Source organism: Aliivibrio sp. SR45-2 (assembly GCF_963890165.1).
GTDB classification, from domain to species: Bacteria; Pseudomonadota; Gammaproteobacteria; order Enterobacterales; family Vibrionaceae; genus Aliivibrio; species Aliivibrio salmonicida.
This window is the reverse complement of sequence record NZ_CAWPRC010000194.1, coordinates 16,545-36,218: the sequence shown is the minus strand read 5'-3', so window position 1 is coordinate 36,218 and position 19,674 is coordinate 16,545. Positions and strand designations below refer to the sequence as shown.

At 38.0% G+C, this 19,674-nt stretch carries 18 protein-coding genes and 2 pseudogenes; 14 read left to right on the top strand and 6 right to left on the bottom strand.

Annotation, left to right across the window (positions count from 1 at the left end; genetic code table 11):
* Window positions 1-26: 26 nt before the first annotated feature.
* A complete protein-coding gene (locus AACV33_RS18555; RefSeq protein ID WP_017021659.1) occupies window positions 27-1,658 on the top strand; it encodes a methyl-accepting chemotaxis protein in 1,632 nt (543 codons plus the stop codon).
* A gap of 60 nt (window positions 1,659-1,718) precedes the next feature.
* On the opposite strand, the gene AACV33_RS18550 is transcribed toward AACV33_RS18555, so the two are convergent.
* On the bottom strand, window positions 1,719-2,186 hold the full coding sequence (locus AACV33_RS18550) for a transcriptional regulator (RefSeq protein ID WP_065609761.1): 468 nt from the start codon (window positions 2,184-2,186) through the stop codon (window positions 1,719-1,721).
* Window positions 2,186-2,332: pseudogene (locus tag AACV33_RS18545) on the bottom strand (ABC transporter ATP-binding protein); the annotation flags it as partial. The pseudogene AACV33_RS18545 and the gene AACV33_RS18550, both read right to left, overlap by 1 nt.
* A 143-nt stretch (window positions 2,333-2,475) precedes the next feature.
* Here AACV33_RS18545 and AACV33_RS18540 point away from each other — a divergent pair.
* Window positions 2,476-3,603: pseudogene (locus tag AACV33_RS18540) on the top strand (DUF3103 domain-containing protein).
* A gap of 60 nt (window positions 3,604-3,663) precedes the next feature.
* Here the strand turns inward: AACV33_RS18540 and AACV33_RS18535 are convergent.
* From AACV33_RS18535 to AACV33_RS18520, 4 genes are read right to left on the bottom strand one after another with little or no spacing between them, the layout of a single operon-like run.
* Window positions 3,664-4,062: a CBS domain-containing protein gene (locus AACV33_RS18535; protein ID WP_012551570.1), complete on the bottom strand. Its 399-nt coding sequence runs from the start codon at window positions 4,060-4,062 to the stop codon at window positions 3,664-3,666.
* Window positions 4,059-4,409, bottom strand: coding sequence for a P-II family nitrogen regulator (locus AACV33_RS18530; protein ID WP_012551569.1), 351 nt, complete (start codon window positions 4,407-4,409; stop codon window positions 4,059-4,061). Before AACV33_RS18530 ends, AACV33_RS18535 begins: the two co-directional genes overlap by 4 nt.
* A 14-nt stretch (window positions 4,410-4,423) precedes the next feature.
* Window positions 4,424-5,209: a DUF1538 domain-containing protein gene (locus tag AACV33_RS18525; RefSeq protein ID WP_065609757.1), complete on the bottom strand. Its 786-nt coding sequence runs from the start codon at window positions 5,207-5,209 to the stop codon at window positions 4,424-4,426.
* Window positions 5,206-5,940, bottom strand: coding sequence for a DUF1538 domain-containing protein (locus tag AACV33_RS18520; protein WP_017021663.1), 735 nt, complete (start codon window positions 5,938-5,940; stop codon window positions 5,206-5,208). Before AACV33_RS18520 ends, AACV33_RS18525 begins: the two co-directional genes overlap by 4 nt.
* 657 nt (window positions 5,941-6,597) lie before the next feature.
* Between AACV33_RS18520 and cyoA the strand changes: the two genes are divergently transcribed.
* The 12 genes from cyoA to AACV33_RS18460 all read left to right on the top strand — a co-directional run bounded on the left by cyoA (window position 6,598) and on the right by AACV33_RS18460 (window position 19,674).
* Complete coding sequence (gene cyoA, locus AACV33_RS18515; RefSeq protein WP_023602869.1) at window positions 6,598-7,521, top strand: ubiquinol oxidase subunit II; 924 nt, start codon at window positions 6,598-6,600, stop codon at window positions 7,519-7,521.
* Window positions 7,522-7,530: 9 nt separating this feature from the next.
* Entirely contained in the window at window positions 7,531-9,573 is a 2,043-nt protein-coding gene (gene cyoB, locus AACV33_RS18510) for a cytochrome o ubiquinol oxidase subunit I (protein WP_023602870.1), read from the top strand.
* Window positions 9,563-10,171 (top strand): cytochrome o ubiquinol oxidase subunit III, encoded by a 609-nt coding sequence (gene cyoC, locus AACV33_RS18505; RefSeq protein ID WP_023602871.1) that lies wholly within the window; start codon window positions 9,563-9,565, stop codon window positions 10,169-10,171. Before cyoB ends, cyoC begins: the two co-directional genes overlap by 11 nt.
* Entirely contained in the window at window positions 10,171-10,500 is a 330-nt protein-coding gene (gene cyoD, locus AACV33_RS18500; protein ID WP_023602872.1) for a cytochrome o ubiquinol oxidase subunit IV, read from the top strand. The genes cyoC and cyoD overlap by 1 nt, the downstream gene beginning before the upstream one ends.
* Before the next feature lie 9 nt (window positions 10,501-10,509).
* Entirely contained in the window at window positions 10,510-11,382 is an 873-nt protein-coding gene (gene cyoE, locus AACV33_RS18495) for a heme o synthase (protein WP_023602873.1), read from the top strand.
* 142 nt (window positions 11,383-11,524) lie between these two features.
* Window positions 11,525-13,318 (top strand): ABC transporter ATP-binding protein/permease, encoded by a 1,794-nt coding sequence (locus tag AACV33_RS18490; RefSeq protein WP_182699497.1) that lies wholly within the window; start codon window positions 11,525-11,527, stop codon window positions 13,316-13,318.
* 381 nt (window positions 13,319-13,699) lie between these two features.
* The gene (locus tag AACV33_RS18485; protein WP_017021665.1) at window positions 13,700-14,326 is read left to right on the top strand and encodes an alpha-ketoglutarate-dependent dioxygenase AlkB family protein; all 627 of its coding nucleotides are present in this window, start codon (window positions 13,700-13,702) and stop codon (window positions 14,324-14,326) included.
* Between the two features lie 233 nt (window positions 14,327-14,559).
* A complete protein-coding gene (locus AACV33_RS18480; protein WP_017021666.1) occupies window positions 14,560-15,078 on the top strand; it encodes an Hcp family type VI secretion system effector in 519 nt (172 codons plus the stop codon).
* A gap of 139 nt (window positions 15,079-15,217) precedes the next feature.
* Window positions 15,218-17,311, top strand: a complete 2,094-nt coding sequence (gene tssI, locus AACV33_RS18475; RefSeq protein ID WP_182699496.1) for a type VI secretion system tip protein TssI/VgrG — start codon at window positions 15,218-15,220, stop codon at window positions 17,309-17,311.
* A complete protein-coding gene (locus AACV33_RS18470) occupies window positions 17,290-18,132 on the top strand; it encodes a DUF4123 domain-containing protein (RefSeq protein WP_182699495.1) in 843 nt (280 codons plus the stop codon). The genes tssI and AACV33_RS18470 overlap by 22 nt, the downstream gene beginning before the upstream one ends.
* Window positions 18,129-19,346 carry a hypothetical protein gene (locus AACV33_RS18465; RefSeq protein WP_182699494.1) on the top strand — a complete coding sequence of 406 codons (1,218 nt, stop codon included), beginning with the start codon at window positions 18,129-18,131 and terminating at the stop codon, window positions 19,344-19,346. Before AACV33_RS18470 ends, AACV33_RS18465 begins: the two co-directional genes overlap by 4 nt.
* Window position 19,347: 1 nt before the next feature.
* A complete protein-coding gene (locus AACV33_RS18460; RefSeq protein WP_065609736.1) occupies window positions 19,348-19,674 on the top strand; it encodes a hypothetical protein in 327 nt (108 codons plus the stop codon).

Sequence of the window (19,674 nt, the reverse complement as noted above, 5' to 3'; positions counted from 1 at the left end):
TATAAAATATATATTATAAGGTTAAAATGAATAAGCTAGCAAATTTACCAACTAAACTACTCATGATTATTGCTTTCTTTGTGACATTCATTTCATTTATGTCTATTTATGTTTCTGTAGATAATTCAAATGAAGAGATTAAAAAGAACAGCGACGCAGTAGAAAAAACATACACGATTATGGGACTGGTTCAGCATTCTTTAGAGCAAGTGATTAACATAGAAACCGGTTTCAGGGGGTATATGTTAACTAATGAAAAATCATCACTAATGCCTTATGAGATAGGAGTAAGTTCGATTAATTCAGATCTTGAGACGTTGTCTACCTTTTTTTCTAATAATCCTACGACAGATCAAACGAATAGATTAAATGCACTTATAAAAACTTATTCAAATTGGAAAGAAAACGTTATAGATCAAGGGATAGAAATTCGGAATACTAAAAGTTTAAGTGAAGCTCTAGAGTTTATAGATAAAGCAGATGGAGAAAAATATGTTAATGAAATTAGAATCGTATTTGACAAGATTTCTGCTGAAGAAAAAAAATTCCTTGCTCAAAGAACGGAGTTGTTGGATGAATCATTAAGTGGATTAATTTCAATTACATTAATCTTAACGTTTATAGGTTGTTTTTGTTCTGCCGTTTTATTCTTTATTATAAATAATATTATCAATAAGAACGTTAATGAAATGTCGTCGGCTATTGCTTTATTGGCGGATGGTGTTTTAAAACCGTTGCCTATTGTTCCATCTAGAAATGAATTTTTTAAAATTAAACAAGAATTCAATAAATCGATTGGAAGGCTATCAAATCTTATTAATGAACTCACTATTTCAGCGGATAATACGAGTTCTTCTTCTGAAGAGTTGACTGCTGTTATGCAAAATACCGCTAAAAATACTCAAAGTGAATTAGCTCAAGTAGAAGAAATATCGACGGCGATTAGTGAATTATCAAGTACTTCAAAAGAGGTATCATCGAATGCGGTTCAAGCTGAAGATGAAACAAGAAAAGCAATTGATAATGTAACTGAAGGAAATAAAGCGCTAGAGCAATCTATTTTATTAACTCAAAACATTAATGAATCGGTTCAAGAAACGGCTTATATGATCGAAGAGCTAAAAAATAGCGCGATTGATATTGGAGAAGTAACAAATGTGATTAGTTCTATTTCTGAGCAAACTAATTTACTGGCTTTGAATGCAGCGATTGAAGCAGCTCGTGCTGGGGAACAAGGTCGTGGTTTTGCGGTGGTAGCCGATGAAGTGCGGAACTTAGCGGCTAAAACTCAAGAGTCGACTAAAAATATTCAAGGCATTATTTCTACACTGCAAGCGCAATCAGAAAAAGCAAATGACAATATGGTAGCAAATGTTAATTCTATTCAAGAGTCAGTGGCATTATCTCATAATGTGAAAGCTTCTTTTGATGATATTGCTCAATCTGTTCAAGCCATCTCAGATATAAATACCTTAGTGGCTACGGCTTCACAAGAGCAATACAATGTGACGGAAGATATCGCTAAAAATACCACGAGAACATTCGACTTAGTAAATGAGAATGTAGCGGCAGTGAATCAGACACAACAAGCTGCGAAAGAATTAGCGCTATTGGCTGTAAAACAAAGCGAAGAGTTGTCTTTCTTTAAGGTGAGTTAAATAAAAAAGAAAAGCAGCAGGGGTTAATCTGCTGCTTTTTTATTGTCTTTGTATAAGGTATTAATGGGGGGATATTAAATTTGGTGCGCTACTTTCATTCCAAGAAAGGCTCACCATTAATTTAACGTGCATTTCAATTAATGAGTGGGCTTTCTCATGCCATGTGGATTGGTCTTGTTGTTGATTACAAAACTCCAAGCTGAGTACCGTGAGGTGTTGTAATCGTTTTAAGCACCAATCTTTAATATCAATATCCGTTGCAGAGTTAAAGGCGGCCACCTCTAACTTAGCGCTGGCGTATTGCAACATTTGGTATGCTTTCTTCGTATTATTATACTTGGTGTGCTCAAATACTCTTAAACACCCATCTAACCAACAGGCTATTGCCTTACTTTGCTCGTCAGTCAATGTTGGCCCCCACACCGAATTAGGCGCGGAGTATAAGAGTGTTTCAAGCGTTTCTATTTGGTCATATTGCTTTGCTTCATACCAATTAGAAATCGAGATTAACCAAGTATCTAATGTCATTATGCTGCCTCATCCCAATGTTTAACGAAATGGTTGTCGCCAACCTGCTTACACCCTTCTATTACAATACTGCTGCGTTTTCGTATTTCTTTCGCTTCTATCGAATAGTTTGGTTCACTTTTGACTAAATTACCAAAAGGTAAATTTAACTGTTTCAATAGTGAGATCTTGTATTAAGTATCTATTTTAGAGTATTGACTTTAATTTTTACGTGGTTTTGTTACAGTGTGCTTAAGGACAAATGTAAACGGATGTAAATACATACAATAATTATAAAAAGGAATGCTGTATGAACAAATTAACAGCGCTACTCGTACTTTGTTTGATGACTCCTGTTTCAGCGAATGCGCAAGATGAAGTGTCTAAACGTGACTTAGCTCAGGAGCTGAGTCGTGCTTTTCCTCAATTAGAGAAGAGCTTAAAAGGTACGATTAATCAGTACCAATTAAGTGCCTCTTTATCTGATTTACCTATTCAACCCAAGCCTCAAGCTCGAACTTTTATGGCAGCAATGAGTGCGGCTAATGATACTGAGATCGAATCTCGCGGGTTACAGCAATATACTGACGAATTGTTGGAATTGCGTCTTGCTGACCCAAGCATGCTTGCTCGTTGGCAGGCGGGGCAAAGTCCATTATTCGCTTTTGAACCTGAAGGGGCAGAAAGTGAATGGCAATACATTGAAGCATTTGATGTTGATGGCAACGTCCATTACCTAGATATTTATGATATTCCAGAGCGTCCTGTTTTAGTGGTTGATACCAATAACCGCGAAGAACTGAAAGCTGGTTTGGCGTTAATGCGTGATGAGTTAAAAGCATTACAAGAACAGCCGAAAGCACAAAAAATCGCTCGTTACTCTATGATGCAAAGTGCACCAGCAGAGCCAACGGAAATCAATACGACTATATTGAAAAAAATTCAGCTAAAGGATGATCATGAACCATGGATCTCTGGTAAAGCCGAAGTGTATGCGATTGTTTCTGGTGTCAGTCCTGATCGTGATGAACCAACGATTGATCTGATTGAAATGCCGTATCTTGATTACGCCGAGCAATCTTACCCTGCAAATCAAATCATGATTTTTTGACAGCGTTATCGTTGGGGTGCCGCGGATATTATCTTGATGGAACAAGATGATAAAACGGATTACAAAGAATTAGCGCAAACTATCTTAAAAGCGGCAAGTGATTTTTTAGCGACTATACCTGATAAAGAAGCGCAGGCTTATTTAATCATTCCTCAAATGACAAGTGCAATTATTGCCTTGCTTCCAGATGATTTATTCATTAATGACGATGATTTTGTTGATGTATTTTATACCATAATGAAAGATACGGAATACACCGATCATTCTGGTGCCGGTAATAATGCGGTTGCCGACTTTGCACCACTGATCATTCAAAAAACAGAGTAATGGGTTCGGTGGCTTAGAGATCTTCATCGTCTTTAAGTCACCGAAGTACGTCTATTTTGGTTAGGGATTCACCTCTGCCATACCATTTAATACAATGTTGTTATAACTGACCATGCCAACTATTTCACCGTGTTTTATCACCGGAGCACGACTAATTCCGAACCGTTCAAAAAGACGAGCGCAATATTTTACGTTCATATCCGGAGAGACTGATAAAGCAGGTTTTGTCATGATTTCATAAATGTTGGTGCGATCGGTAGGGCGGTTCTGAGCAAGTACTTTTTTGGCGATGTCATTCATCAGAACAATTCCATATTCATCTTCTTCATCGCGTTTTTTTACAATGAGTGCTTTTACTTGCTTTTGTTTTGCCAGTTGAATACCTTCAGCTACCGTCATTAACCCATCAACCATGACATAAGTATTAGACATGACGTTTTCTACTTTTATTTTATTCATAGTTTTTCCCCAACAGCCTTGGTGAGTGTTTCTACTTGATGAGCGACCCCTACGGCGTCTTCAATATCGATTTGAATCGCAATGCCTTGACCTGATTCGGTATCAAATTCTCCGACTTGATTTATCGTTTCTAAGATAGATCGTGCTAAGTGCTCTTCAACGACAAACAATAAAACATCCTTTTGTACTTCTAATGTAAGCCCAAAGAAGGTGGTTTTTTTATTCAACCCTTCACCACGAGCATGATTAATAACGGTTGCACCGGTTGCTCCAGCATTGCGGGCGGCGTCAAGAACCGCCTCTGTTTTACTTTCTTCTACAAAAGCGAGTAACAATTTAAAGCGCATAGGCTTTCTCCTGATTAATCGATTAATTCGGTATTTTTTGATCGGTTTCTATAGGCACTGATCTGTGCATAAGCCATTACTGAAATTATGGGGAACAAACTGGCAAAGGCGATTAACCCAAAGCCATCAATCATCGGGTTTCTTCCGGGAACGGTAGAGGCCAGCCCAAGCCCAAGCGCGGTAACTAAAGGTACGGTTACTGTAGAGGTCGTTACACCACCAGAGTCGTAAGCCAATGGAATGATTATCTTAGGCGCATAAAAGGTTTGGATAACCACAATGACGTAGCCCACCATGATGTAATAATGAATAGGATCACCCACAACAATACGATAACTGCCCAGCGATATACCAAAAGCGACACCCAGAGCAACAGCAATTCTTAATCCATTAACGCTAATGCTGCCACCAGAAACCGCATTGGCTTTTATAGCAACAGCAATGAGTGATGGCTCAGCAATAGTAGTACTAAAACCAATTGTGGCAGCAAAAATATAGACCCAATAGTAATCGACCCAATCAAACGTTTGGATTAATAGGTCTTTACCTTCATAGATAAAGTCAGGGGCAGTTAATTGCGTTGCCATTGATTCACCGAGTGGAAATAGCGCGAGTTCTAATCCCATTAAAAATAGGGATAAGCCTAAAATCACATAGAAGAATCCCAGAATAACTTTAGGTAAATTGGCAATTGGCTTTTTTAACACGGCAAATTGAAAGCCAAAAATAATCACCACAATCGGTAATACGTCACGGATGGTAGATAGGAAAGTATCGATGAACAGAATGAGATTATTCATGCTAATACCATCCCGTATATCATGACAAAAATCATAGGGAGTAATGAAGCAAAAGCAATGAGCCCAAAACCATCTAACATCGGGCTGCGGCCTTTAATGGTTGAGGCCAATCCGACACCAAGCGCGGTAACTAAGGGGACAGTAATTGTGGATGTTGTGACACCGCCAGAATCATAAGCAATGCCGATGATGTTTTCAGGGGCAAACCAAGTAAGGGCAACCACCGTGATGTAACCCCCAATGATCATGATATGAATTGGCCAGCCTTTTAAAATCCGTAACACCCCAATGACTATGGCAAAGCCAACAGAGAGAGCAACGGTTAATCGTAATCCATTGGCATAATCGTCCATTTCATCTTCTGTGTGCGGGATCATGCCTCCTTCTGCGGCGACTTCAGCAGCCTCTGCTGCAACCGCGGTGAGGGCGGGTTCTGCAATGGTGGTTCCAAACCCCAAACAAAAAGAGAAAAGCAATAGCCAACCAACGCTCCCTTTTCTGGCAAAGGCTTGTGCCATCGATTCGCCAATAGGGAATAGGCCCATCTCTAGACCAAAGATAAAAAAGGTTAAACCCAATACAACAAGTAGCAAACCAAAGAGAATAGAACCAAGGTTTGGTAGGGGCTCTTGTAATACCACGAGTTGGAAGAAAGCGATGACCAGAATAATTGGGAGAAGATCACGAAAGCTTCCAAGCATGGCAGTTAACATGGCTTTAATGGCGTTCACTGACTCTCCCTTTAAATTCGCATCTGTATATTCTTTATACTGTACGAATTAACGTAAGAGTGTGAGCAACCCCCAATTTTAGTTTATATCTATAGCGAAATATTAAACAGAGCGTCACCTTTTTGATGGGTACGACAAAACTGAATAAAGTCATCGATGAAGACTTTACTTAATCGAGTTAAGTGCTTCCTTGAGAGTTGTCAGGAGATGATTGAAAAATATCACTAATATATAAATTTAACGCCCGTGTTTATTTTTAATTATATCAAGTTTTCACCTTAATATTAGTCTGTATTAAATGCATATATTACAGTTTTTGACGAATATTAATCTTCTTTAACTATAAAAAAACGCTTTTTAAAAGCGTTATCACCAACAAATATAGACAGGTATACCATTAATCAAACTTGTTTTTAGTTGTAACATAATGTTACATTTAATTTCGAACTGTTACACTTTTGTGTGCGTGTTCGTAATAACGATTATTTATGTTGAACTTTTTTAATGCAAATTTATAAACGGTTATGGTTACTTTAGATAGAGGGAATGAACCGTCGAAAATAGCGTTTAAACTTGATATTTATAGCTAAAAATTAGATTTTCATTAAAGCGAGTAACATATAGATATGTCTTCAACTTTTAATATTGAGATTGAGAATGGAAGTCTTAAAATATAAAAATATTCTGTCACGAGGAGGATTGCTAGGCTCAATTCTGTTTATATCAGGATGTAACTCTGCATTACTTGATCCTAAAGGGATTGTTGGTATTCAAGAAAAAGAACTCATTATCACTGCACTGTTATTAATGTTGATTGTCGTTATTCCGGTGATTTTGATGACGGTTTATTTTTCTTATAAATACCGCTCATCGAATACAGAAGCAAAGTACGAACCAGAATGGGCACACTCTACTAAAGTTGAAGTGATTGTTTGGGCTGTACCGATCATTATCATTGTTATTTTAGGCATTATTACATGGCGCACTACGCATGAATTAGAGCAATCTAAGCCATTAGTTAGCGATGTAAAACCCATGACAATAGAAGTGATATCACTGGATTGGAAATGGTTATTTATCTATCCAGAACAAGGCATTGCTACATTGAATTATGTCGCTTTTCCAAAAGACGTTCCGGTTCAGTTTAAAGTCACATCAGATAATATTATGAATTCATTCTTTATTCCTCGTTTGGGCAGTCAAATCTATGCGATGCCCGGAATGATGACGAAAGTTCATTTAATTGCTAATGAAGCTAATGATTATAAAGGGATCTCTGCTAGTTATAGCGGTGCTGGTTTCTCCGGTATGAAATTTACTGCGCATGTTACAGAAACTCGTAAGGAATTTGGGGAATGGGCTAAGAGCTTGAAACACAAAGACGGTGCGTTAGTGATGAGCGATTTTGATGCGTATCGTGAACTGGCAAAGCCAAGTGAAAACGTGCCCGTGACTTATTATTCTAGTGTTCCAGCCCATTTGTTTTCTGATGTGGTGAAACAATATAGGGGTTCTTTAAATTCAAGCGAGAAAAGCATGGGTAAAGAACATCATATGGACATGGCAAATAGCAAAGAATAGGAAATTAGTATGTTAGGAAGACTTTCTCTCGGCAGCGTACCATACCATGAACCAATTATCGTGGTGACTTTAGCGGTAATCGCTATTGTGGGACTTAGCGTTGTTTCAGCCATTACTTATTATGGTAAATGGCAATATTTATGGTCGGAGTGGTTCACCTCGGTTGACCATAAGAAAATTGGTTTCATGTATATTGCAGTGGCCTTAATTATGCTCATTCGTGGTTTCTCGGATGCCATTATGATGCGGAGCCAGCAATTATTATCTTCTGCTGGTGAAGCGGGGTATTTGCCCCCTGAACATTATGATCAGATCTTTAGTGCCCATGGCGTGATTATGATTTTTTTCGTAGCGATGCCTATGATCATTGGTTTAATGAATATAGTGGTACCGCTGCAGATAGGTGCACGTGATGTTGCATTTCCATATTTAAATAACTTAAGTTTTTGGTTATTTGTGGTAGGTGTGATCTTAACCAATCTATCTTTAGGTGTGGGTGAATTTGCACGTACTGGTTGGCTGGCGTATCCACCTCTTTCGGGTATTAAAGCAAGCCCAGGAACCGGAGTTGATTACTGGATTTGGGCTCTTCAGATATCTGGTATAGGTACAACGCTTTCTGGAGTGAACTTTTTTACCACGATTATGCGTATGCGTGCGCCTTCTATGCCTATGATGAAAATGCCAGTATTTACTTGGGCATCATTGTGTGCCAACGTATTGATTATTATCTCTTTTCCAATATTAACAGTGACCATTGCGTTACTTACCTTGGATCGTTACATCGGTACCCATTTCTTTACCAATGACATGGGCGGTAACATGATGATGTACATTAATTTAATTTGGGCATGGGGACACCCAGAAGTTTATATTCTTATTTTGCCAATATTTGGTGTGTATTCTGAGGTTGTGGCTACGTTCTCCCGTAAGAAGTTGTTTGGTTACACTTCACTGGTGTGGGCGACGGTGGTTATTACCATTCTTGCATTTGTTGTGTGGTTACATCACTTCTTTACCATGGGCTCTGGTGCGAATGTGAACGCCTTCTTTGGTATTGCCACTATGATAATCTCGATACCGACAGGGGTTAAGATTTTTAACTGGTTATTTACCATGTACCGTGGGCGTGTGGAGTTTACTTCACCAATGCTATGGACGATTGGTTTCTTCATTACCTTTACTGTTGGTGGAATGACCGGGGTATTAATGGCCGTTCCTGGTGCTGACTATGTATTACATAACAGTGTGTTTCTGATTGCTCACTTCCATAATGTGATTATCGGTGGTGTCGTCTTTGGTTGTTTCGCTGGTGTTAGTTATTGGTTCCCGAAAGCGACAGGCTTTAAGTTAAATGAAACATGGGGTAAACGTGCATTTTGGTGCTGGATCATCGGTTTCTTATTGGCGTTTTTACCTCTTTATGCGCTGGGCTTTATGGGAATGACTCGTCGTTTGAGCCAACACATCGACCCTGAATATTTCCCACTGCTTGCTGTGGCTGCATTTGGTACTTTTGTTATCTTCTGTGGTGTTGCGTGTCAGGTAACTCAATACATTGTTAGTATTCGAGACCGTGAACAAAATCTAGATTTAACCGGTGACCCTTGGGATGCTCGAACTCTAGAATGGTCAACGTCGTCTCCACCGCCGTTTTATAATTTTGCGAAAATCCCGAAAGGTGATGAAATTGATGCATTTTGGTATCAAAAACAACGCGGTGAAGCGGGTGTTGAATTTACATTACGTACTGAAGAAGAATATTCTCCAATCCATATGCCAAAAAATACGGCGACGGGTATTTACATCTCGGGTCTATCTCTGATTTTTGGTTTCGCAATGATTTGGTATATTTGGTGGTTAGCGGCTATTGGTTTTGTCGGAATTATTGTTACCGCGATTGTTCATAGTTTTGATGAAGATCGTGATTATTACGTATCAGTTGAAGAAATTAAGGCAATTGAAGAAGCCAATAAAGCCAAATTAAGAAAAGCAAAACAACAAAATACACATGCCGATGATGAAGATATGGAGGTAGATTATGTACGCTAATCCAACGGCTGAGCATAAACATGATGATCATGATCATCACGATGCGAATGAAATGAAGCAATATGGTTTTTGGATTTACTTAATGAGCGACTGCATTTTGTTTGGCTCTTTATTTGCCACTTATGCAGTGCTTGTTAACGCCACTGCCGGTGGGCCAAGCGGAAAAGACATTTTTGAACTGCCATTTGTGTTCGTTGAAACCATGTTATTACTGCTTAGTAGTATTACGTTTGGTTTCGGTATTATTGCAATGAAACGCGAAGATCTGGCAGGCTTAAAACGTTGGTTATTAATTACAGCGCTGCTTGGTTTAGGTTTTATTTCAATGGAAGTGTATGAGTTTAATCACTTGATTGGAGAAGGGTTTGGACCACAGCGTAGTGCGTTTTTATCGGCCTTCTTTACCCTAGTGGGGACTCACGGTTTACATGTTACTTTCGGTTTGATTTGGTTAAGTGTGTGTTACTTCCAACTAAGTACCAAAGGTTTGAATGACTTGATGAAAGGGCGCTTTTATTGCCTAAGTTTATTCTGGCATTTCTTAGATATTGTATGGATTTGTGTGTTTACGATTGTGTATTTGTTGGGGGTTATCTAATGGCTAATCAATCTGTATCGGGCAGTGATCACCTAGATTTAGGGGCAAAAGGTTATATTACTGGTTTTATTGCTTCTCTTATCTTAACTATGATCCCATTTTACTTTGCCTACACTGGGGTTTTATCTCGTGAGGTGACTATTGTTGTTTTGATTCTCTCAGCAATAGCACAGTTAGTGGTACATTTATTTTATTTCCTTCACATGGATAGCACAGAAAAAGGGCGCTTTAATATGCTGTCTTTTGTGTTTACTGCCGTTATTGTGTTTATTGTGATTGCAGGTTCTATTTGGATCATGTGGAACCTTAATAACAATATGATGATGTAGGGCGCGGATATGTTTAAAGAATACGTATCACTGACCAAGCCCGGCATTATAATGGGTAACTTAATTTCGGTATTAGCCGGTTATTTTCTAGCGGCTAAATCTGAATCAATTACTCTGTCATTGCTTATTTATACTATGTTAGGCGTTGCTTTAGTTATTGCGTCAGGTTGTGTGGTGAATAATATTTTTGATCGAGATATCGATGCTAAAATGTCGCGCACTCGTAATCGAGCGATAGTGACAGGTTCAATCAATATAGAGTTCGCTTTTTTATTTGCGATTATAATGCTACTGATTGGAACAGGCTTATTGTATAAAATGGCCAATCCTTTGTCGGCGGTCATGGTATTGTTAGGTTATGTATTCTACGTATTCTTTTACACGATGTGGTACAAACGTACCTCGGTATACGGCACACTTGTTGGCAGTGTATCGGGGGCGATCCCACCGTTAGTTGGTTACTTAGCGGTGACTAACTACCTCAGTTTAGAAGCCGTGTTGCTGTTTGGTTTATTCTGTTTATGGCAAATGCCGCATTCTTATGCCATTGCGATGTTTAGAATGAAAGATTACCAACAAGCCAATATTCCGGTACTGCCATTGGTAAAAGGCATTCAAAAAGCACGTCAACATATTATGATTTATGTGCTGGTTTTTTCTGTTGTTGCACTTGGCTTATATGCTTTTGGACATACTGGGTATGAGTATTTAGCCGTTGTTGCGATCTCTTGTTATGGTTGGTTTAAAGTGACGTACAGAAACATGGATGAGTCTAACTATGTTCAATGGTCTAAATCGGTATTTAAGACCTCATTATTGGTGATTACCGCTTTTAGTACTGTGTTGGGTATTGAGCTACTTCCTTTCAGTATTACATTTTAATCAATTGGTTAACTATTCATTCATTGAGATCCTAATCGCTGAATGATAGTCCTAAAATTGTCCCTTTTCTTACTAATAATTGAGCTAAAGATTCAATTTCAATACTCACTTCAATTGAAGTGGGTAAAAGCAAGGTGTGTTTATGAAAACTCAATTTACGCCAAATGGTACCGCTCAATCTTATTCCAAAGGTAAAAATCTAGGTATTTTATTCGAGCTAATGACGTTTATTCATCCTTATAAAGGGAAAGTCGCTGCAGCACTGGTCGCGTTAATATGTACCGCTTCACTGACTTTATCTGTAGGCCATGGTGTACGAATCCTGATTGACGAAGGATTTTCTCAACAATCGATACAAGAGTTAAAAAGTGCGATCCAATTTATTCTTGCGATAACAGTGCTGATTTCAATTGGCACTTTTTTTCGATTCTATTTAGTGTCTTCAGTGGGAGAGCGAGTCAGTGCTGACATTAGGCTTGCGGTATTTAATCATGTGATTACCTTGCATCCCAGTTATTTTGAAATCAATGGCAGTGGCGACATTATGTCACGCATCACTACTGATACGACTTTGCTACAGAGTATCATTGGGTCTTCATTTTCGATGGCGATGCGCAGTGCATTAATGTGTGTTGGTGCAATGATTATGTTATTTACGACCAACATAAAACTAACATTGATTGTATTAGTCGCTGTACCATTCATTCTTATACCAATACTTGTCTATGGACGTCGTGTGAGAGCTTTATCACGCAAAAGCCAAGATTCAATGGCCGATGTTGGAAGTTATGCGGGGGAGGCGGTAGAGCACATTAAAACGGTTCAAAGTTACAGTTACGAAGCGCAAGAAAGAAAATCGTTCTCTTATGAAGTAGAAAAAGCATTCGAAATTGGACGTCAACGTGTAAAACAGCGTGCTATCTTGATCTCAGGTGTCATTGTGATTGTTTTTAGTGCGATAACTGGCATGCTTTGGGTCGGTGGTAGCGATGTGATTAACGGTTCTATGTCGGCTGGTGATTTAGGTGCTTTTGTTTTTTATGCCATCATAGTTGCTTCTTCATTAGCGAATATCTCAGAGGTTTTAGGTGAATTGCAACGAGCAGCAGGCGCAACAGAAAGGCTGATTGAAATACTCCAAGTAGAAAGCCATATTGTGGCTCCTAGTCAAAATATGATGTCCCCTCAATCACTTTCTTCTGACGTTGTATTTGAGAATGTTATTTTTAATTATCCTTCAAGGCCCGATCAAGCTGCAGTTGATGATTTAGTATTGAAAGCACAAGAAGGCAAAGTTCTTGCGATTGTTGGTCCTTCTGGTGCAGGTAAAACGACGCTGTTTGAATTATTACAACGCTTTTATGATCCACAATCAGGTCGGGTAACACTCGGTGGTGTCGACATTCGTCAATTTGACCCACAAGAACTTCGTAAACAAATGGCACTTGTACCACAACAGCCTGCACTGTTTAGTCATGATGTTTTCCACAATATTCGTTATGGTAATCCACATGCTACCGATGAACAAATTATTGAGGCGGCTAAAAAGGCACATGCGCATGAGTTCATCATGAATTTACCTGAAGGGTACAGCAGTTTTCTGGGAGAGCGAGGGGTAAGACTTTCTGGTGGTCAACGACAACTTATTGCTATCGCAAGAGCCATTCTAAAAGATCCTAATATATTATTACTTGATGAAGCGACCAGCGCATTAGATAGTGAGAGTGAACAGCATGTGCAACAAGCTTTAGAGGCGTTAATGCAGGGTAGAACTACGTTAATTATTGCCCACCGCCTTTCGACTATTCAACATGCCGATCAAATAGCAGTATTAGATAAAGGACAATTGGTTGATGTTGGGGATCATCAATCGTTACTAAACAGTTGCGATTTGTACCAACGTTTGGTGAAGTTACAATTTAAGAATACGCATTAGTTAATTTGAGTTCTGGATAGTTTGGTTTTGTTGCAATAACGGATTTTAGTTTATATCTACAGTGAAATATTAAACAGAGAGTCGCCTTTTTGATGGGTACGACAAAACTGAATAAAGTCATCGATGAACACTTTAATTAAGCGAGATAAGTGCTTCCTTTTGTCCAATGATTGGTTTTGATCCCGAAGGGGTAAAAAGGCGTTTGGATTATCAGATAATTCAGTACCAACGATGTTGATAACCGTCGGTTATGCGATTGAAGATAACTGGGCACAAAAATTAAGACGTCCATTGGACGAAGTTCTTACTATTTTATAGCTATTGATGATTATAATAAAAAGAGCAAATTGAATCGGTTTGCTTTTTTTATTGGAGATACTTATGTTGTTGCCATTTGATTTTGAAAATACGCCCCTAACTCTGTTGAATAATGATGGGAATATTACCTATTGGGACAATTTTTTAAGTGAAGATGAAGCAACGAATCTGTTTAATGAATTACAAATCAACAGTGACTGGAAAGAAGAAACGATTACGTTGTTTGGCAAAGAGTATAAACAACCGCGATTAACGTGCTGGTATGGAGAGTACGGTGTAGTTGCAAATGGAGGCTATCAAGCGTTAACAAAAGCGGTCCCTTTTACATCTCAACTTATGGTGTTAAAAAATAAAATTGAGAAAGAGACTGGATATAAATTCAATTGCGTATTGGCTAATTTATATCGAAATGAAAACGATGGGGTTGGTTATCATGCGGATGATGAAGCGATTTTAGGTAAAAACCCCGCGATTGCTTCGTACAGTTTAGGGGAAACCCGACGGTTTTTAGTTAAGCATAATCAACATAAATATAAAAATATTAGTATCGATTTAAAAAATAACTCGTTAGTGCTAATGGACGGTTGTTTACAAGATCACTGGAAACACGCGATCCCCAAAACAAAGCGTGCCATGAGCGCGCGTATTAATCTAACGTTTCGATTTTTAGGTAAAAATGATAGCAACTAAATTAGTGTGAATTGCCTCTTAAATACAATTATAGGTATGAAATTCTATTTTAAATGGCATGAAATTTAGTTTGATTGTTTTTCAAAATGGTTTGATTGCTTTTCAAGAATATAAAGGGGCGACTAACAGAGTGAATTACTTATCTGTTTGATTTTTAACATAAATAAAAATGGCACACCTTTCGCTATAAGCATTGTGAATCATTTACTTATTTATTTTAAAAGGAAGATAGTATGCCAACCCCAGCTTATATGCGTATCGAAGGCGAAAAACAAGGACTGATCACTGCCGGTACATTTACTGAAGATTCAGTAGGTAATATTTACCAAGAAGGGCATGAAGATGAAGTGCTAGTTCAAGGTTTTGAACATCAAGTGCTATTGCCTCGAGATCCACAATCTGGCCAACCAACGGGTCAACGTGTGCATAAGCCTGTACGTATTACTAAGGTATTCGATAAAGCATCACCACTAATGTATAACGCATTAACGTCTGGTGAAAGATTACCAAAGGTAGAAATCAAATGGTACCGCACTTCTGCAACGGGTACTCAAGAGCATTATTTCACTACTGTTTTGCATGACGCGATTATCGTTGATATCACCGCATCAATGCCAAACTGTCAAGATCCAAGCCAAGCACATTTCACTCATCTAGAAGACGTATTTATGACGTACCGTGCGATTGATTGGACACATGAAGTCTCTGGTACTTCAGGTAATGATGACTGGCGTACAGCAATGAAAGCGTAGTAACTCGCATTTTTGGGAGAGTCGATACCGTAAACGCCCCTAGCTGTTTATGATATTGGCTCTCCCATTTTTTGCGTTTAGATATAAATAAAAGCAGTAATGTATCAGCAGTGTTTCAGGACGAAACAAAAGGACAATTATGCAGGGTGCTAATCAAGCCAAATTTGAACTCGATGTGGCTACTATCGATATATTATTACAAGTGTATGAATTTGAAGGGCAAGAGAGTCTTGGTGATGCTTACTCGTTTGATGTGACATTTGTATGCGAAGATCCGGCTCTTAACTTAGGTACATGGCTTCAACTTCCCGCGCGATTAGTACTACATTATCAAAATAATAATGCAAAAGAACGCCTTCCTCGTTATGTTCATGGCGTGATTGAATCCATAGAACAATTAACGACGTCTTGTCGTTATAGCTCGTATAAATTGACTCTTGTCCCTGTCTTTTCTCTTTTAAAATATCGAACCAATTTTCAAATATTTCAAAATAAAACCGTGTTAGATATTATTAAAGAGGTATACCACCAGGCTGGTATTTTAAGCCACCAATATGAGATAGAGCTTTTTAATGCACATGAACCCCGTGAATACTGTGTTCAATATGGTGAATCTGATTTTTCATTTATTCACCGCTTAATGGCAGAAGAAGGATTAACCTCATTTTTTGAACATAATGAAGGCGGTTCAATGCTGATTATCTCTGATGGCCAAGAGATCCATATTGAGCTTGATCCCTTATGTGTTGTTGCTGATAACGGAATGACTAAAGACGGTAATACCATTACATCATTGATCAAAAAGAAAAAGATTGGTGTTGGTAAGACTTCTGTTCGTGATTTTAATTTCCATACACCGTCCCATTATTTTATTGAAGAGGCTCACGTTGATAAGGCAGAGAATCATGCGTCTGAATTAGCATTAGAGCACTATCAATATCCTACGGATCAAGGTTCATCAAACAAACAAGCGGCTTTGAATTTACTGCAGCATAGAGTTGAGAATATTGAACTTATAGGAAAGAGTGATTGCGCTCAATTAACCGTTGGGTATTTTCAACCGATTCAAGAACACCCTAATCCAGAATGGAATGATTTATGGTTGTTAACGAAGGTTTATCACGTTGGTAAGCAGCCGCAAGTACTCGAAGAGTTGGCTGATGGTGCGTTTGAATACTATGCAAATTTTCACTGCATACCTTGGATCCAACCTTTTAAACTCCAACCTCAAAGTAAACCATTAATCCATAACGTAGATACCGCCATTGTTACTGGACCTAAGAACGAAGAGATCTATTGTGATGAGCATGGTCGAGTTAAGGTTCAATTTCATTGGGATAGAAACGGGCAAGCAAATGAAAAGACCAGTTGTTGGTTAAGATCATCGCAAGGTTGGGCAGGCAATCAGTACGGTCAATTTATCTTACCAAGAATAGGGCACGAGGTTATCGTCAGTTTTATTCATGGTGATCCCGATAAGCCGATAATTACAGGCTCTCTTTATAATGGAGAGAACAAACCCCCTTACACATTACCTGAGCATAAAACTCGCAGTACGTTTAAGACATCAAGTTCTATTGGAGGGGATAACTTTAATGAATTACGCTTTGAAGACAAAAAAGACAATGAACAAATCTACCTTCACGCCGGAAAAGATATTGATGTTCAAATTAAGAACGATAGAACGATCGAAATATTCAATGATGATCATGAAGTAATACATAACAATCAGTTTAAAGAGATAAAAAACAACAAGAATATGACGATTGACGGTAACCAGTTTATAACGATTAAAGGTAATGACCACCATCAAACAAATGGTTCTCAACACCTTAAAGTGGGTAAGAAAAAACTTGAGGATATTGGTTCAGAATTACATGTCAAAGCAGGTCAGAAAATTGTTATAGAGGCAGGAACTGAAATTACCATCAAAGCCGGTGGCAGTGTTGTAAAGATAGACCCTGCGGGTGTGCACTTAATTGGCTCGGCTATCAATCTTAACTCCGGCGGTAGCGCAGGAAGTGGCAGCGGTTATGCAGGAAAAGCAGCAGTATTGCCTATGGGAAAAGAGGTTGAGCAGGCTGGAGAAGTTTCTAATGCTGTGAATGCGACATCTTATGATGGTGAAGTGTTAGAAGTTGCCAATTATCAGCAGCAAGTCACTACAGGAAGTGCAATTGTTGAAGAGTGTCATTGTGATGGAGAAGGAATATGCTCCGTACATGCAAACTAGATGAATATTCAATAGTCAGACACCTTGAATATCAAGCAATGACCAGTCATAGATACGCTATTATTGAACCTAGCCTATTTGATGATCTGTTAGTGTATGTTTACCAACAAAATCCAGTTCTTGAATGGGATTATCTGTTAGGCCATGAGTTAAAAGCGCGCAGCCCAATTATTATCAAATTAACGGGTAATGAAAGTCATGATGATTTTTTGAATCGGTTTATTGCACAGCCATCAGGGAGTTTATTTTCATCTTCTCTCGACTTTAAAGCGTTTCAGCAGCAGGCTTTTTATTCTTATAATATAGTGAAAGGATCAGGGAATAAAGCAACACTTAGATTCTACGATCCAAGAGTCATATTAAGCCTCATTATTGCCTTAACAGAAGAGCAAAAAACACAATGGTTGAATGGTATAGATACTATTCAATGGTATCAAAATGGACATTGGTATAGGTATCAGTATCGGCATTCCTCTTTAGCTATTGAGTTTAATAATGATAATTCAATAGTGATTACTAATAAGCAATTAGCACTAATGGATGACGTCCGAAAATGGCAAATAGTTGATGAACTATCTACTCAATATCAGCCATTCATACCAGAGCCTTATCAGGCAATAAATATCTTATTAGATGCAGAAAAATATTTCCCATTAATGGCACTAGATTATGAAAACTATCTTCGAATGAGAATGGATATTGGGTGTTTAGAAAAGGAACCTCAGTGGATGAGTGTGAAATTAAGTGAGGCAGAGTTACCATTATCGACAAGGATAAAAGAGATCCACCAGCAAGTAAAAAGTAAGGAGGTAACCTTATGAAGATTGTTTTACCAGAAGAAAAATTCAGCAATGGAAATGATTACGCGGTAAGCGGTGAAGGGACGCCAGTATGTCAGACTGAGATTTTTTATCTAGGCTGGATGCAGGCAGATAAAACCCAAACGCAAGAAGAGTTATTTTCTGGCCTATATACAGAAGAAACATTGGATAAACATAAAGCCCTTATTAAAAAGTATAATACTCACTTAAATGAACCTGTTCGTCAGGGTGAAATGATTATTTTTCTAACAATGGAGCCTGTTGAACAAAAGGATATTAATAAGCTAATCGTATTAAAAGAAGAATGTCAGGTTGCAAGTGAAGGGTTATGTCAACTAACCGAAGAACAATTACAAGTTCATCAAACTTATTTTGAAGTTATTGAAAACAAGTTAATTGAATATTGGAATGCAGGTATGCCAAAGGATGGTTTTGCGTATATGGGAACCGCTATCGGAACCGTAGCCCCTGCAATGAAAAAGAATTTGGAAAATGTATCTTCAACATTAGCTAAGTTGGATGAACTATACCTGAAGATGTTATCTAAAAAGCTTGACCGCTCTAGTTTTACGCAGCAGCGCCAAACATTAAAAGAAATATTGGATAAACAATTAGATAAATTAACTCAGAAAACACTTAATATTCCAGTGAATAAAAGTATTAAGAAGACCTTAGGGGTTAATTCAACAAAGTCTCTTATCCATAATGCTGATGAAATATTGAAGGAAGGTAGTGTTAGTGAGTTAGGTAAGCGTATTGCTAATACGGCTAAATGGGTTAAACATGCAGAATCTGCTGGTAATGTAGCTGTAGGATTGAGTGTAATGAGTGGTGTATATACCGTAACTCAAAACTGTGATGGTATTGAATCATGCGTTCGAAATACGGTAATTGAAACTGGTGGTGTTGTTGGAGGGTGGGTCGGCGGTACCATTGGTGTAGCAGCTGCTGGTAGTATAATTACATTTTTTAGTATTGCTTCTGCTCCTATTGTTATGGTTATCGTTGGTGGTGCTGCATTATTTGGTGGTACTATTTCTTCAGGAATTTCGAAATCTGCTGTTGAGCATTTATATAAACTATCACCGTTGGAGAGCATTTTAAATAATATAGATTCAGATATTGAATCTATTGCTAATGATGAAGTAGAGAAGTACATACTTGATAGTCGATTTAATTCATTCGCAATTGACGGCGTTTTAAAAGGTATTTAAAATGATTGAAAACATAGTGTCATATATAGCTTTGTTTGCGTTAATATGGATATTTCCATTTGGGTATCATTTGATTATTTATAGCCTAGGAGATAAAAAACATATAAACCAATTAGTAGATGATTTGGCAAAAGAGTCTGAATCTTTTAAAAAGAAGCATTATATATCAATGGTAAGCATTGGTGCTGGTGGTTTATTTTCTTATTTTTGTCTTGTATATCCATTCATTAGACATAGAAGGAAAAATAAAAAAATTACGTTTGATTTATTTATGTGGCTGAATTGGGTGTTTTTTATTGTGGTGATCGTTGCTTATATTTATGCGTAA